Genomic DNA, 15,240 nt, shown 5'->3' on the forward strand with positions numbered 1-15,240 from the left:
ACCCGACTAATCTGACGGCCGAATCTCAAGGCCTGGTCAAGCGCGGTTCTGGATCCGTCACGGTTTCACCGTCCGGACCTCCGTGATCGCGCCGAAGTCGCCGTTCTGGTGATACGCCACCACGTGATAGGTGGTGCCGGCCGGTGCGCCCGGGTCGGCGAACTGCTCGGTGCGGGTGCCGCTCACCAGACCGATCCGGTCGACCAGGTGCACGTCGCCCTTGAGCGTGTCGTCGACCGACACGTACACCTTGGCGTAGGCCGCCCCGGGTGGCGCGACAGCCGTGTACGAGCTGGTGATCCAGTTGCCGCGGGTCTCCACCGAGCCGATGTTGGCGGTGGCCAGCCGGGCGACCAGCACCATCTTCGAGTTGTAGAACTCGACGCCGGTGCGGGCCCGCCGGCCGCGCCCGGTCAGCACCTGATACGACGCGACCGCGGTGTAGTTACGGCCGGCGACGACCGCGACCGGCCGGCCGGCGGCGGCGACGGTTCCGGCGGTGGTGGCGGTCAGCGCCAGCGACGAGGTGCCGACGGCGCCCGCACCGGTGTACCGCGCGACGGTGGCGCCGCTGACCGGGGTGAACGCCGCGAAGTCGGCGGCGGGCATCAGGTTGCCGGGGACCACGGCGCTGCCGGTACGCAGGTCGGCGACCGCCCGCCCGTCTCGGAACACCCGGTAGCCGGCGATCGGGACACCGGCCTGCGGGTCGCTCTCGGCCCAGGTGACGGCGCCGGGGGCCGCCGCCGGGCTGCCCGGTGCGACCGGGACGGCCAGGCCGCGGTTGAGGTGGCCGAGCACGCCGATGGCCACGTTGGCCGCGCCGTTCGGGCCGGTCAGCACGGTGTTGCGGACCGTGCTGGGCGCCGACCGACCGCCCAGTTGGACACCGAACCAGGTGGTCGGGGTGCGGTGCTTCTCGTCGATCCGGTCGACGACGGTGTTGCCGTAGATCCGGTCGCCGTCGCCGATACCGACCGCGATGCCGCTGGTCTCGAACGTTCCGGCACCGGTGTTGTACTCGTACGATCCGCCCGTACCCGCGTTCTCGATCAGGTTGCCGGTGATCGTGTCGGGCGCGGTCTTGAGCCGGTCCGCCCGCCCGGTGACGATCACCCCGGATTCGGCCGGCCGCACGATCGTGTTGCCCTGCACGACGTTGCCACCGCCGGGCCGCACGATGTGGCTCTGACCGCTGTAGTCGCCGTAGGTGATGGTGACGCCCGCGTCGAACGAGTCGACGATACGGTTGCCGGAGACCACCGATCCCCGCGGATTGGTGATGTCCCGGTTCGCGCCGACGTGCTCGTAGCCGCTGTTCGACTGGAGCACGACGTGCGCGCCGTGCAGCACGTTGCCGGTGACCGACGCCTCCGGCACACCCTCGAGGTAGATGGTCCCGTAGTCGCTCACCGACCGGGCGGCCGCCACCGCCCGGTCGGTGAAGATCGAGTTGTTGCGGATGGTCGGCCGCAGCGCGTTGGTGAGGTCGACGCCGTTGCCACGGATCGTCCGGTCGAACTGGTTGTGTTCGATGATCAGGTTCTCGTTCTGGCCGCCGCCGATGTTGTCCTCGTCGCCGGACTCCGCGCCACCCCAGTTGTCGAACCGGTTGTCGACCAGGCGGACGTTCTCGGCGTCGTACACCCAGATCTTGAAGTATTCGACGTTGGTGACCCGGACCTGCCGGACCGTCCAGCCGTCGCCGGCGCTGACGCCGCCGCCCATGTTGGTGGTGGCGCCCGGCAGGCGCCGGAAGTCGCAGTCCTGCCCGGGTCGGGCCGGCAGGGCCGTCGGCACCGCGGCGCCCGCCCCGGTCCGGCAGTTGCCGTTGACGGTGAGGTCGGAGATCAGCTGGGTGCTGCCCGGCGAGGTGACGTCGTTGTGCCGGATGATGCTGCTGTACAGCCAGTTCGCCGGAATCGACGGATCCATCCGCAGCACGGTCGCGGTGATGCCGGCACCGCGCAGGCTGACGTACGGCGGAAGCCGCAGACCCCGGTTGATCAGCCATTCCCCGGCCGGCAGGAACACCGTCACCGGCACCGGGCCGGACCCGATGGAACCGTCGGCACCGAGACCGGTCCGGACCCGGGCCGCCTCGATGGTGTCGGTCAGCGCGGTGTGGTTGACCCTGCTGTCGGCGACCGGGGCCGGGGCGACCACACAGTTCGGGTCGGCCGCACACTGGCCGGCGGTCAGCGGTGCCGGGCTGACCGTGGCGGCGAGCGAGTAACCGCTCGGCGGCTCCTCCCCGGACCGTGCCGGTGCGGCCAGCATCGGAACCGTGACCAGTGACAACAGTCCTGCTCCAACGGCCCGGCGCACGGGTCTGGCGAATGACGACGGCATGACCGAAGCATCGGCCCGCCGCCTCAAGCCCGGCTCAAGCGGAGCGCAGGACCACGTCAGGCCGCGACCGACGACAGCCACCCCGCCATGCGCTCGATGCCGCGGACCGCGGCCGGGTTGTCCGGCTCGTTGAGGTGGCCGTGACGGGTGCCGTCGTCGCGTAATCGCAAGGTGGCGCCGGCGGTCAGAGCACCCCCGGCGCTGGCCCCGCCGATCGCCCAGCGCCGCGCCGCGGGTCGCGAGCACGCCCAGGCGAAGGCGACGCCGACCTCCTCGGAGGCGACCGGATAGTGGAAACCCTGCCGTCCGGCGCTGCCGGTGGTCAGTCCAGGACCGGCGCCAGGCGATAGTCCACGGCCACGACCGCGATGCCGCGTTCGGCGAACTGCCGGGCGGCCCAGTCGCTCTCCGGCATGTCGAGGTCACCGCCGAAGAAGGCGCCGCTATGCGCCCAGACGAGTCCGGTCCTGGTCTCTCTCGACGGCGTGTAGACGCGTACGGGTATCGGGCCGTACGGTCCGCCGGTTCTCGATCCTGATGTCCACGCAGTGCCTTCCGCCGGGTCAGACCGCCGCAGTGGTACGCCGTACGACCAGGGTCGGGGTCAGCTTCACCTGGGCGGTGCGGCGGTCCCGTCGGCCGATCCGCTCGACCAGCAGACGGGCGGCGTTGGCGCCCATCTGGCGGCCGTCCTGGTCGACGCTGGTCAGCGAGATCGGCCCGAACGCGGCGAGCGCACTGTTGTCGTAGCCGGCCACCGAGATGTCGCCGGGCACCGACAGTCCGGCCTCGGCGATCGCCTCGAGGGCGCCGAGCGCCACCACGTCGGCGCCGGCGAAGACGGCGGTGGGCCGCACCGGGCGGGCGAGCAGCTGTTGCGCGCCCAGGTAGCCGCCCGCCTGGGTGTAACTGGTCGACGCGATGTCGATCTCGGCTTCCAGCCCGTGGGCGATCATCGCCTGCCGGTAGCCGTGGGCGCGCTGGGCGTTCGGCATCTCGGCGAGCCGCACCCGATCGGTCTCGTGGTGTTCGATGTGCGCGATCCGCCGGTGGCCGAGGCCGACCAGGTGGTCGACGACCAGGGCGGCGCCGGCGATGTCGTCGTCGGTGACGCTGTCGTACGCGGGTGAGGAGCCGTGCCGGCCGACGACCACGGTCGGTACGGCGGCGGCGACCTCGTTGAGGCGCTTCTTGGCGGAGACCGGGGCGATCAGGACGAGGCCGTCCATGCTGCGGTCGATCATCGCGTCGATGACCTTGGCCTCGGCCTTCTCGCCGTTGCAGCCGGGTGCGAGCAGGACCTGGTAGTCGGTGTCGCCGAGCTGGGTGGTGATGCCGTCGAGAATGTCGGCGAAGAACAGGTTGCGCAGCTCGGGAAGCATCACGCCGATGGTGTACGTCTGCCCGCGCAGTCCCCGGGCGGCGGCGGACGGCCGGTAGCCCAGCTCGTCGATGGCCTGCTGCACCTTCTCCCGCATGGCCGGGCTGGCGCCGTACGCGTTGCGCAGCACCTTGGAGACGGCTGTGGTGGACACGCTGGCGTGCCGCGCGACGTCGACGATGGTGATGCGACGGGGCGTCGGCTTGTCCACCAGGTCTCCTTCGTGGTCGGGGTTCCGCAAAGCGTACTGATCAGCGTGGCGGACCGGTCGTGGCCCGGACGACCGGGGTGGGGGCGAGTTTCACCCGCGCTGCCGGACGGCCGGGATCGGTGATGCGGTCCAGCAGCAGCCGGATCGCCGTCGTGCCGATCCGGTGGCCGCCCTGGTCCACGGTCGTCAGCGAGATCGGCCGGAAACCGGCCAGCGTGATGTCGTCGTACCCGCTGACCGAGATGTCACCGGGCACCGACAGACCGGCCTCGGTGAGCGCGTCGAGGACACCCAACGCGACCACGTCGGCGCCCGCGAAGATCGCGGTGGGCGGTACCGGGCGATCGAGCAGGATCCGGGCACCGTGATAGCCGCCGTCGCGGGTGTAACCGGTCGAGACGATGTCGATGTGCTCCCCGAGGCCATGCGAGAGCATGGCGTGGCGGTAGCCGTCGGCGCGCAGCGCGTTGGGCATCTCGGCGAGCCGGACCGGGTCGGTCTCGCGGTGCTCGATGTGGGCGATGCGGCGGTGTCCCAGCCCGGCGAGGTGCGCCACCATCAGCCCGGCACCGGCGAAGTCGTCGTCGTTGACGGTGTCGAATCCCGTCGAGCGACTGTGCCGGCCGATCACGACTGTCGGCACGGTACGCCCGACGCGTTCCAGGTGTGCCGGGCGGGAGACCGGGGCGATCAGGATCAGGCCGTCCATGCTGCGGTCGATCATGGCTTCGGTGACCCGCGCCTCGCTCGTCACGTCGTCGCAGCCGGACGTCATGAACAGCTGGTACTCGGTGCCGTCGAGGTGTTCGGCGACGCCGTCGAGGATGTCGGCGAAGAACGGGTTCCGGACGTCGGGCAGCATCACGCCGAGGGTCCATGTCCGGCCGCGGAGGGCCCGTGCGGCGGCCGAGGGCCGATAGCCGAGCTCGTCGACGGCGGCGTTCACCCGGCTGCGCATCTGCGAGCTGGTCCCGTACGCGTTGCGCAGCACCTTGGACACCGCGGTCGTCGACACACCAGCGTGCCGGGCCACGTCCACGATCGTCACCCTCCGGACGGTGGCCGGTTGATGGTGCATGAACTCTCCCTGCTTAGTGAAACGTTACCCACCATAGAGATGATCAGCTTCTCAGGGAAGCGGTTGCCGACGGGTGGAGCAGCTCCAGTACGAGCCGATATTGCTGGCCACCAAACCCTTGACGCTGTTCGGCACGCGCTCGTAAGGTCGGCGAAACATTTGGAAAACGTTGCCCACATCACTCCGGCGCCGCCCCGGCCGCCTCGCCACGGCGCTGACGCCGCGGCCGTTCCACCTGTCTATGAAACGATTCAGCAAGGTGGGTTTCCCGTGACAACCGATCTCCAACCGCGCCGCCGGACATCTGCCGCGCCACCCTGGTGGTTCACCCTCCCGGCGCTGCTGCTGTTCGCCTTCGTGGTGCTCGTCCCCAGCGCCCGAGGCGTCTACTACGCCTTCACCGACTGGGACGGCCTCGACCCCGACTTCGCGTTCATCGGCCTGGACAACTTCACCGCCATGGCCGACGACCCGGACGCGTTGCAGGCCATCTGGCACACCCTGCTGATCGCGGTCGCGATCACCGTGCTGCAGAACGGCCTGGGCCTGCTTTTGGCGCTCGGCGTCAACACCGCGATCAAGAGCCGCAACCTCCTGCGGGTGCTGCTGTTCGCGCCGGCCGTGGTCACGCCGATCGTCACCGCGTACCTGTGGCGCAACCTGCTGGGCCCCGACGGTGCGGTCAACAGCCTGCTCGGGGTGTTCGGTGTCGAGGGCCGGAACTGGCTCGGCGATCCGGACCTGGCGTTGTGGATGATCGTCCTGGTGGTGGTCTGGCAGTTCGCCGGCTACTCCATGGTCATCTTCGTTGCGGGTCTTCAGTCGATCCCCAAGGAGATCTACGAGGCCGCCGCGATCGACGGCAGCGGACCGGTCCGCCGGTTCTGGTCGATCGTCCGGCCGCTGCTCGCGCCCGCCGTCACGATCAACCTGATGCTGTCGATCATCGGCGGGATCAAGCTGTTCGACCAGGTGTACGCGCTGACCGGGGGCGGTCCGGGGCACGCCACCGACACCATCTCCACCCTGATCTACAAGGACGCGTTCACCCTCGGCGAGTTCGGCTACAGCATCGCGCTGGCCGTCGTGCTCACCGCCATCGTCGCGGTCATCTCCGCCGGCCAGTACACGGTCCTGAACCGCAACGAGAAGGCGGCCTCATGAACCGCTACACGACGAAGACGTTCGCCCTCGAGATGCTGATGATCGCCGTTGCCATCGTCTTCGCGTTCCCGGTCTACGTGCTGGTCAACCTCGCCTTCCGAGCGCCGAGCGACACCTCCTCGCCGATCGCGCTCACCCAGAGCCCGACTCTGGCCAACTTCACCGACGCGTGGCGCGAGGGCGGCCTCGGCGGCGCCCTGATCAACAGCGTGCTGGTCACCGCGGTGAGCGTGCTGATCGTCCTGACCGTGTCGTCGTTGGCCGCCTATCCACTGGCCCGGTCGACCGCGCACTGGTCCCGGGGCACGTTCCTGCTGATCATGCTCGGCCTGATCCTGCCGTTCCAGCTCGCCGCGCTGCCGCTCTACCAGACGATCCGCGACCTGGGTCTACTCGGCTCGGTCTGGTCGCTGGTGCTGTTCTACGCCGGCCTGCAGGTCCCGTTCACCACGTTCCTCTACGTCGGCTTCCTGCGGGCGCTGCCCCGCGACTTCGAGGAGGCCGCGACCATCGACGGCTGCGGACCGCTGACCGCGTTCCGCTACGTGATCCTGCCGATGCTCAAACCGATCACCGTCACCGCACTGGTCCTCAACACCGTCAGCGTGTGGAACGACTTCTTCACCCCACTGCTCTACCTGTCCGGCAGCGACCAGCAGACCATGCCCGTCGCGGTCGCCGGATTCGTCGGCCAGTTCGTCTCCGACTGGAACCTCATCTTCGCCGCCCTGCTGATCAGCATCGTGCCGGTCCTCGCCGTCTACCTGTCTCTGCAGCGCAGCATCATCAACGGATTCGCGGGAGGGCTGAAGGGATGACCCCCTACGGCTTGCAGACCGAACAACGCACCGAACCCCTCGGCCTGGGCGAAACGAGCCCCCGCCTGTCCTGGAGACTGCGCGCCGACCGGCACGGCGCGGCACAGAGCGCCTACCGGATCGTCGCCGCGGAACGCGCCGACGACCTCGACGACCCGGCCCGGCTCATCTGGGACAGCGGCCGCCGGACGAGCGACGAGACCCTGCTGATCGACTGGGACGGGCCGGCCCTTCGTTCGGCCACCCGGTACCACTGGCGCGTCGAGGTGTTCGACGAGACCGGATCACCCGCCGGCACCGCACAGACCTGGTTCGAGACCGGCCTGCTGCACCGCGAGGACTGGACAGCCGCATGGATCGGCCGCGACCCCCGCCGGCTGCCGCTGGTGGACCCACCGACCGACGACGACCTGACCTCGCCCGGCCCGACCGAAGCAGCACTGCACCTGCGGCACGCCTTCGCGGTAGCGGACCGACCGATCCGCGCCCGGCTCTACGTCACCGCCCGCGGCGTCTACGAGGCACAGCTCAACGGCGAACGCGTCGGCGACCACGAGCTGGCGCCCGGCTGGACCGAGTACCACCACCGGATCCAGTACCAGACCCATGACGTCACCGGGCAGCTGCACGCGGGCGAGAACACGATCGCCGCGACCGTCGCCGACGGCTGGTGGAGCGGCTACGTCGGCTTCGACCCCCGCCGCCCGGCCCGTCACTACGGCGACGCCCCCGGCTTGCTCGCCCAGCTCGTACTGGACTTCGCCGACGGTTCCCGGCAGGTCGTCGCCACCGGCGGCGACTGGACCGAGCATGACGGCCCGATCCGCTCGGCCGACCTGTTGATGGGCCAGTTCACCGACGGCCGCCGCGAACTGTCCGCCCCGCGCCCGGTCGCGGTCCTGGACACCGAGCCCGGCCCGCTGGTCGCCGAGCCGGACGAGCCGATCCGGGTCACCGCCGAGGTGCCCGCGATCACGTTCGAGAACGGCGTCTTCGACTTCGGGCAGAACCTGGTCGGTCGAGTCCGGTTGACCATCCGCGACGCGGAAGCCGGACAGCGGATCACCCTGCGTCACGCCGAGGTCCTCAACCCCGACGGATCGCTGTACCTCGACAACCTGCGCCGGGCCGCCGCCACCGACACCTACATCTGTGCCGGCCTGCCGATCGAGGTCTTCGAGCCACGATTCACCTTCCACGGCTTCCGGTACGCCGAAGTCGACGGCCACCGGCCGCACCCGGACGATGTGACCGCCCGGGTCCTGCACTCCGACACCCCGTGGACCGGCCGGTTCGAGTCCTCCGACCCGACCGTCAACCGGTTGCACGCCAACATCGGCTGGGGACAGCGCGGCAACTTCATCGCGGTTCCCACCGACTGCCCGCAGCGCGACGAGCGCCTCGGCTGGCTCGCCGACGCGCAGGTGTTCGCGCCGACCGCCACCCGCAACGCCGACGTGTCGGCGTTCTTAGCCCGCTGGATGCGCGACGTCGTCGACGGCCAGGACGACGACGGCGCCTTCCGCGACATCGCCCCGATCATCGTCCTCGACCGGGAGGGCGCACCGGCCTGGGGCGACGCCGGTGTCATCATCCCGTGGCTGCTGTGGCGCACCTACGGCGACCGCCGGGTGCTGGAACGCAGCTTCGACGCCATGGCCGCCTGGGTCGAGCACATCCACCGGCACAACCCCGACCTGCTGTGGGAACACCGCACCGGCAACTCCTACGGCGACTGGCTCCAGATCGACGCCGAGACCCCCCGTGACGTGCTGGCCACCGCCTACTTCGCGCACAGCGCCCGGATCGTCGCCGACGCCGCCGACGTGCTGGGCCGCCCGTCGACACGGTACCGGCAGCTGCACACGGCGATCCGGGACGCGTTCATCGACGCGTTCGTCGGTGACGACGGCAGCGTGAAGGGCGGCACCCAGACGGCGTACCTGCTGGCGCTCGCCTTCCGACTTCTGCCGCCGGACCTCGTACCCCCGGCCGTTGATCGCCTGGCCGCCGACATCGAAAGCCGCGGCAACCGGTTGACCACCGGATTCGTCGGCGTGTCGCTGCTGTGCCCGGTGCTCGCCGAACACGGTCGCGCCGATCTCGCCTATGCACTGCTGCACCAGGACGAATACCCGTCGTGGGGCTACTCGATCCGGCACGGCGCCACCACCGTCTGGGAGCGCTGGGACGGCTGGACCGAACACGGCGGCTTCCAGTCCGCGGCCATGAACTCCTTCAACCACTACAGCCTGGGCAGCGTCGGCGACTGGCTCTACGGCCGGGTCGCCGGCATCGACCAGACGCCCACCTCGGTCGCCTACTCCGAGCTGCTGCTGCGCCCCACCCCTGATCCGACCGGCCGCCTGACCTGGGCCCGCGCCGCCCAGGAAACCGCCCGCGGCCTGGTCGAGTGCGGTTGGCGCAGAGAAGACGACCGGCTGACCGTGACCGCCACGATCCCGCCGGGAAGCACCGCCGTCCTTCTGCTCCCCACCAGCGACCCCGGCGGTGTGCACGCTGCCGGAACGCCCGGGGTTCAGCGGGCCGAACCGTCCTCCGCCGGGCTCACCCTGCGGCTGACGTCCGGCCGATACACCTTCACCACCCCCCTCTGACTCGTCTCCAACGTAGGAGAAGATCAATGCGAAAAGTCCTCGCCGCGGTCGCGGCAGCGTCCCTTCTGACCGCGTGCTCCAGCGGCACCGGCTCCGGTTCCAGCTCCAGTGATGACAAGACCCTGACGATCGCCTCGGTCGACCAGGGTTCGATCGAGAAGGTCGTCGAGGCGTTCAAGGCCGCCAACCCCGGCATCACCGTCAACCTCACCACCAGCGGCGCCGACCAGTACCAGCAGCAGATCCGCACCCAACTCGCCTCCGGCACCGCCCCCGACGTGATGACCGTGTGGCCCGGCAACGGCAACCCGGGCGCCACGTACGTGATCGCCAAGCCCGGCTACCTGCTGGACCTGTCCGACCAGCCGTGGGCCGCCCAACTGCCGGACGCGTTCAAGAAGGTCGCCCAGTACGAAGGCAAGACGTACAACGCACTGTTCGGACTCAACGGCATCGGCGCGGTCTACAACGACGAGGCGCTCACCAAGTCCGGCCTGAAAGCGCCGGGCACCTGGACCGACCTGCTCGCCTTCTGCCGGGCCGCCGCCGGCAAGGGCACCCCCGCCTTCGCTCTCGGCATCCAGGACAACTGGGTCACCCAGATCGCGCTGTACGGCCTGGTCGCCACCACCGTCTACAGCGGCGACAAAGACTTCGACGCCGAGATGGCCGCCGGTCAGGCCACCTTCGCCGGGTCGCCGTGGACCACCGCGATGGCCAAGTACCAGGAGATGAACAGCGCCGGCTGCTTCCAGAAGGACCCGCTCGGCACCAGTTACGAGGCCAGCCAGACCCTCGCCGCCACCGGCAAGACTCTCGGCATCATCCAGGGCAACTGGATCATCGGGCTGCTCAAGCAGAAGAACCCGACCGGCACGTTCACCATGAAGGCACTGCCGGCCACCGACGACCCGGCATCGTTCATCATGCCCGCCGCGGCCGGCGCCGGGTACGGCGTCAACGCCAAGGCTGAGAACAAGGACCTCGCGCTCAAGTTCATCACGTTCGTGATGAGCCCGGCGGGCATGAAGACGTTCAACGAGGCGCAGGGCAGCCTGCCGACGCTGCCGGGCGCCGGCACCACGGTCGACCCGGGCCTGGCCGAACTCACCACGTTCGTCGAAGGCGACAAGACCGTGCCGTTCATGGACCAGCTGTGGCCGAACGCCAAGGTCCAGCAGACCATGCTCAGCGGCCTGCAGGAGATCTTCAGCAACCAGGCCACCGCCGACGAGGTCCTGAAGGACATGGACACCGACTACAAGGCCGGCGCGTGAAACGGCGAACGGCACTCGGGATCTCCATCGCCGCCCCCTCCGCGGCCCTGTTGACTCCTGGTCCCGCCTTCGCCGGCGCCCCCCGCCTGCGTGTGGTCGGGTTACGCGTCGACGGCCGCGAGGACCAGCCGTCAGGCCTCGACAGCCCGAACCCGGTCTTCGGCTGGCGTTTCGCCGAGACCTCCGCGCCGGCCGCGGACCGGCAGACCGCCTATCAGATCCGGGTCTACGACACGGCTCGTCACCGGCTGCTCTGGGACTCCGGCAAGGTCTATACGGCCGTCCAATCCGGGGTCCGCTACGACGGTACGGCGCTGACCTCACGGCAGCGGCTGAGCTGGCGGGTCCGTGCCTGGGACGCGAACCGTCGGGCCACCGACTGGAGCCGGGCGTCGACCTGGGAGACCGGCCTGCTGGAGCAGAGTGACTGGGGTGGTGCGCGCTGGATCGAATACCCGGGCCGCACCGAGACGCAGCCGATGCCGATCTTCGCCCGGCAGTTCACCGTCGACGGCCACCGCAAGGTCGACCAGGCCCGGCTCTACCTGTCCGGGGTCGGCATGCACCTGGCTACCGTCAACGGCCGCACGCTGACCGACGAGGTGCTCGCGCCCGGTTACTCGAATTACCAGCTCTCCAGCGAGTACCGCGTCTACGACATCACGGACCGACTGCACAAAGGCCACAACACCGTGGGGGTACGGCTGGGCAGCGGCCCCGCCTACGTGCGGCGCAGCGTCACCAACCCGGCCGTCGGACGGACCGCGCCGTACTCGTGGTGGCAGAGCCAACTCAAGGGCAACGGCACCCTGGTCGGCGGCGCCGAGGCCGGGGCCACCACGGTCACGGTGAGCAGCGTGACCGGCTATCACGTCGGCGGGACCGTCAACGTCGACACCGGTGGTGGCGGCGACGACCTGGAATCGCGGGTCATCACGGCGATCGGCGCGGACGGCATCACCTTCACGCCGGGCCTGTCGAGGTCGCACCCGGCCGGCGTCACGGTCACCGGATCCGGCAACAACATCGCGGCGAGCGACGCCGGCGCGGGGGCGGCCGTGACACCCCGGTTCATCGCGCGACTCGAGATCTCGTACACCGATGGCCGCAAGACGGTGATCGTCTCGGACCGCACCTGGCGCACGGCGCTGGGCCCGCTGATCACCGACGCCTGGTATTCGGGGTCGGACTTCGACGCCCGTCGCGAACAGCCGGGCTGGGACCAGCCGAAGTCCGACCTGTCCGCCACCGCGAAGCGGCGCGACGGCACGCCCACCGGGTGGATCGCCGCCGGGTTCGCACCGCCGCCGAACCTCGCCACCAGGCTGGTGGCACGGACGGCTCCGCCGATCACCATCGCCGACCGGTACGAGCCCGTCTCCGTGACGAACCCGGTGCCCGGCACGTGGGTGTTCGACTTCGGGCAGAACATCGTCGGGTTCCCGCTGCTGACGCTGACCGGCGGACTGCCGGCCGGCACCACGGTCCGGGTGTCGCCGGCCGAGTCCCTCGCCGCGGACGGCACCGTCGACCAGGCGTCGCTCCGAGGCGGTGGCGGCAGCCGGGGCGTGGACCTGTTCAACACCTACACCACGGCCGGGCTGCGCGGCGGAGAGCGATGGCGGCCGGACTTCAACTACTTCGGCATGCAGTGGGTGCAGGTCACCGGCCTTCCCGAGGGCTATGTGCCGACGAAGGAGACGATCACCGGGCTGCGGGTCCAGGCGGAGACCCCGTCGGCCGGCGCGGTGACCACGTCGAACGCGCGGGTCAACCGGCTGCACCGGATGGCCTGGTACTCGTTCGCCGGCAACATCATGAGCGTCTTCACCGACTGCCCGGGACGGGAGAAACTGTCCTACCCGGCCGACTACACCATGCCGATGGGGTCGATCCACCGGAACTTCGACCTCGACGCCTACCTGCGCACCCACGAGCGGCACCTGGTCGAAGGTCAGTCGATCGCGGACACCCCGATGGCCGGCAACGTCGCGCTCAAGACCCCGGTCTACGACTGGGGCTACACCGGGCGCTTCGGCGACGAGATCAACTGGGGCAACGCGATCATCCTGGTCCCCGGGTTTCTGCGGCAGCTCTACGGCGACACCGAAACCGCGGCCCGCTACTACGAGCCGATGGTCCGCTTCGCCGACTACATCGCCCGGCAGAAAGCAGTCGGCAACATCGTCGACGCGGCCCTGGCCGACTGGGTGTCGGCCGAACCGGTCTCCGGGAAGATCACCGGCACCTGGGGCTACTACATGATGATCAGCGAGCTGGCGAGACTCGCGCCACCCGCGGACGCCGCGAAGTACACCGCGCTCGCGGCCGACATCAAGGCGGCGTTCCACCAGGCCTTCTGGGACCCGACGCGCAAGCTCTACGCCGACGGCGGCGCCGTGTCCCAGTCGGCGCAGGCGCTCGCCCTCGACGCCGGACTGGTGCCGGAGTCCGAACGGCAGGCGGTCCTCGACGGCCTGGTGGCGATGATCTACGCGTTCCACCCCGACGGCGACGGCCCGCACTTCAGCGGCGGCACCATCGGCATGGCCCCGACCGTGCGGGTGCTGTCCGCCGGCGGCCGCGACGACGTGCTCTGGGATCTGATCCACGAGGACGAACAGCCCGGCTACGGCCACTTCATGGCGTCCACGGTCGCCAACCCCGGCGGCATGACCACCATGGGCGAACGGTGGACCCGCGGCGACTCGAAGAACCACATGATCCTCGCCCAGATCGAGGAATGGTTCCACGCCGGCCTGGCCGGCATCCGGGCCGCCGACGGCACCACCGCCTACCGCGACCTGGTCGTCCAGCCGAAGGTCGTCGGAGATCTCACCTTCGTCAAGGGCCACTACACCACCCCGCAGGGCACCGCCCGCTCGGAGTGGAAGCGCGACGGCGACCGGCTGCGGCTGGCCGTCACCGTCCCGCCGAACACCACCGCCACCGTCCACGTACCGACGCTGGGCGGACGGGTGACCGGCATCCCGCACCGCGCGAAGTTCCTGCGCAACGCCGACGGCTACGCCGTCTACCGGGTGCCGTCCGGCACCTACACCTTCAGCACGACCTGACCGAGCGGCCCGGCCTCTGCCCCCTGGAGGCCGGGCCGCTCGCCCGAGAGGACCCGCGTGAGATTCCCCGACGGCTTCCTGTGGGGCAGCGCCACCTCGGCCCACCAGGTCGAAGGCGGCAACCACAACAACGACTGGTGGGACTTCGAACAGAACCCCGCGTCTGCCGCGAGATGGTCGTCCGGCGACGGCATCGACCACTTCCACCGGTACGCCGATGACTTCGCGCTCCTGGCCTCGCTGGGACACACCGCACACCGGCTGTCGCTGGAATGGTCCCGGATCGAACCCGCGCCCGGCGAGTTCAGCCGCGCCGCCATCGCCCACTATCGGCGGGTCCTGACCGCGCTCGCCGGCACCGGGATGACCGCCTTCGTCACCCTGCACCACTTCACCCTGCCGCGCTGGTTGTCTGCTCGCGGCGGCTGGCTCGCGTCCGACGCGATCTCCTGTTTCTCGCGGTACTGCGCGCGCGTGACAACGGAGCTGGGCGACCTGATGCCGTACCTCTGCACCATCAACGAGCCGCAGATGATCGCCCTGCACGGCTACCTGGAGGGCTACCACCCACCCGGCGTCACCAACCCGGCCCTGTGGCGGCGTGTCGGCGGTGTCCTGCTCGACGCCCACCTGGCGGCGGTCACCGCGATCCGCGCCGCCGGCGGCACCCGGATCGGCCTCGCGGTGCAACTGCCCCTTCTCGCCGGCGAGGGCACCTTCCTCGAACTCATGCGCCACGAGATCGTCGACCGCTACCTCGACGGCCTGACCGGCGTCGACGGCGGCGACTGGCTCGGCGTCCAGTACTACCGCAAACAGTGGGTCGACGCGTCGTCCCCGTTCTTCTTCGCGCCGCCACCGCCCGCTGTGCCGGTGACACAGATGGGCTGGGCCGTGCACCCCGACGGGCTGCGCGAGATCCTGCACCGCGCCGCGAAGACCGGCCTACCGCTGTACGTCACCGAGAACGGCATCGCCACCGAGGACGATACCGAGCGCATCGCCTACCTGCGCTCGCACGTAGCCGCCACCGCCCAGGCCATCGCCGAAGGCGCCGACGTGCGCGGCTACCTGCACTGGTCGGCGTTCGACAACTTCGAGTGGTCCGAGGGGTACCGGCCGACGTTCGGGCTGATCGCCGTCGGTGACGACTTCACCCGCCACCCCAAACCCAGCGCGTACGCCTTCGCCGACCTCATCCGACAAGGAACCCGCCGGTGAATCCCACTCGCGAGGAGAAGGCCGCTCACCGCCCGGACCGCGT

10 protein-coding genes are annotated in these 15,240 nt (G+C 70.1%); 6 read left to right on the forward strand and 4 right to left on the reverse strand.

Translation table 11 applies throughout. The annotated features are described in order from the left end of the window. Positions 1-57: 57 nt before the first annotated feature. From Q0Z83_RS23985 to Q0Z83_RS24000, 4 genes are all read right to left on the reverse strand, one after another. Complete coding sequence (locus Q0Z83_RS23985; protein ID WP_317796225.1) at positions 58-2,301, reverse strand: right-handed parallel beta-helix repeat-containing protein; 2,244 nt, start codon at positions 2,299-2,301, stop codon at positions 58-60. 373 nt (positions 2,302-2,674) lie between these two features. Continuing rightward, a complete protein-coding gene (locus Q0Z83_RS23990; protein WP_317796226.1) occupies positions 2,675-2,767 on the reverse strand; it encodes a hypothetical protein in 93 nt (30 codons plus the stop codon). Between the two features lie 148 nt (positions 2,768-2,915). Next, the gene (locus Q0Z83_RS23995) at positions 2,916-3,944 is read right to left on the reverse strand and encodes a LacI family DNA-binding transcriptional regulator (RefSeq protein ID WP_317796227.1); all 1,029 of its coding nucleotides are present in this window, start codon (positions 3,942-3,944) and stop codon (positions 2,916-2,918) included. A 40-nt stretch (positions 3,945-3,984) separates the two neighbouring features. Then, on the reverse strand, positions 3,985-5,022 hold the full coding sequence (locus Q0Z83_RS24000) for a LacI family DNA-binding transcriptional regulator (RefSeq protein ID WP_317796228.1): 1,038 nt from the start codon (positions 5,020-5,022) through the stop codon (positions 3,985-3,987). 270 nt (positions 5,023-5,292) lie between these two features. On the opposite strand from Q0Z83_RS24000, the gene Q0Z83_RS24005 reads away from it, so the two are divergent. From Q0Z83_RS24005 to Q0Z83_RS24030, 6 genes are read left to right on the forward strand one after another with little or no spacing between them, the layout of a single operon-like run. Then, positions 5,293-6,186 carry a carbohydrate ABC transporter permease gene (locus Q0Z83_RS24005; RefSeq protein ID WP_317796229.1) on the forward strand — a complete coding sequence of 298 codons (894 nt, stop codon included), beginning with the start codon at positions 5,293-5,295 and terminating at the stop codon, positions 6,184-6,186. Continuing rightward, on the forward strand, positions 6,183-7,004 hold the full coding sequence (locus Q0Z83_RS24010; protein WP_317796230.1) for a carbohydrate ABC transporter permease: 822 nt from the start codon (positions 6,183-6,185) through the stop codon (positions 7,002-7,004). Before Q0Z83_RS24005 ends, Q0Z83_RS24010 begins: the two co-directional genes overlap by 4 nt. After that, entirely contained in the window at positions 7,001-9,622 is a 2,622-nt protein-coding gene (locus Q0Z83_RS24015) for an alpha-L-rhamnosidase (RefSeq protein ID WP_317796231.1), read from the forward strand. Before Q0Z83_RS24010 ends, Q0Z83_RS24015 begins: the two co-directional genes overlap by 4 nt. 26 nt (positions 9,623-9,648) lie before the next feature. Continuing rightward, the gene (locus Q0Z83_RS24020) at positions 9,649-10,899 is read left to right on the forward strand and encodes an ABC transporter substrate-binding protein (RefSeq protein ID WP_317796232.1); all 1,251 of its coding nucleotides are present in this window, start codon (positions 9,649-9,651) and stop codon (positions 10,897-10,899) included. Beyond that, positions 10,896-13,976: an alpha-L-rhamnosidase gene (locus Q0Z83_RS24025; protein ID WP_317796233.1), complete on the forward strand. Its 3,081-nt coding sequence runs from the start codon at positions 10,896-10,898 to the stop codon at positions 13,974-13,976. The genes Q0Z83_RS24020 and Q0Z83_RS24025 overlap by 4 nt, the downstream gene beginning before the upstream one ends. Positions 13,977-14,033: 57 nt before the next feature. Further along, positions 14,034-15,197, forward strand: coding sequence for a glycoside hydrolase family 1 protein (locus tag Q0Z83_RS24030; RefSeq protein WP_317796234.1), 1,164 nt, complete (start codon positions 14,034-14,036; stop codon positions 15,195-15,197). The last annotated feature ends 43 nt before the right edge of the window (positions 15,198-15,240 follow it).

Origin of the sequence: Actinoplanes sichuanensis (assembly GCF_033097365.1) — a bacterium.
Taxonomy (GTDB): Bacteria; Actinomycetota; Actinomycetes; order Mycobacteriales; family Micromonosporaceae; genus Actinoplanes; species Actinoplanes sichuanensis.

Bases quoted from the DNA above. Each gene is read 5' to 3' on its own strand.
- Q0Z83_RS23990 (WP_317796226.1), bottom strand. From the start codon at position 2,767: ATGCCGGAGAGCGACTGGGCCGCCCGGCAGTTCGCCGAACGCGGCATC.
- Q0Z83_RS24020 (WP_317796232.1), top strand. From the start codon at position 9,649: ATGCGAAAAGTCCTCGCCGCGGTCGCGGCAGCGTCCCTTCTGACCGCG.
- Q0Z83_RS24000 (WP_317796228.1), bottom strand. From the start codon at position 5,022: ATGCACCATCAACCGGCCACCGTCCGGAGGGTGACGATCGTGGACGTG.
- Q0Z83_RS24015 (WP_317796231.1), top strand. From the start codon at position 7,001: ATGACCCCCTACGGCTTGCAGACCGAACAACGCACCGAACCCCTCGGC.
- Q0Z83_RS24010 (WP_317796230.1), top strand. From the start codon at position 6,183: ATGAACCGCTACACGACGAAGACGTTCGCCCTCGAGATGCTGATGATC.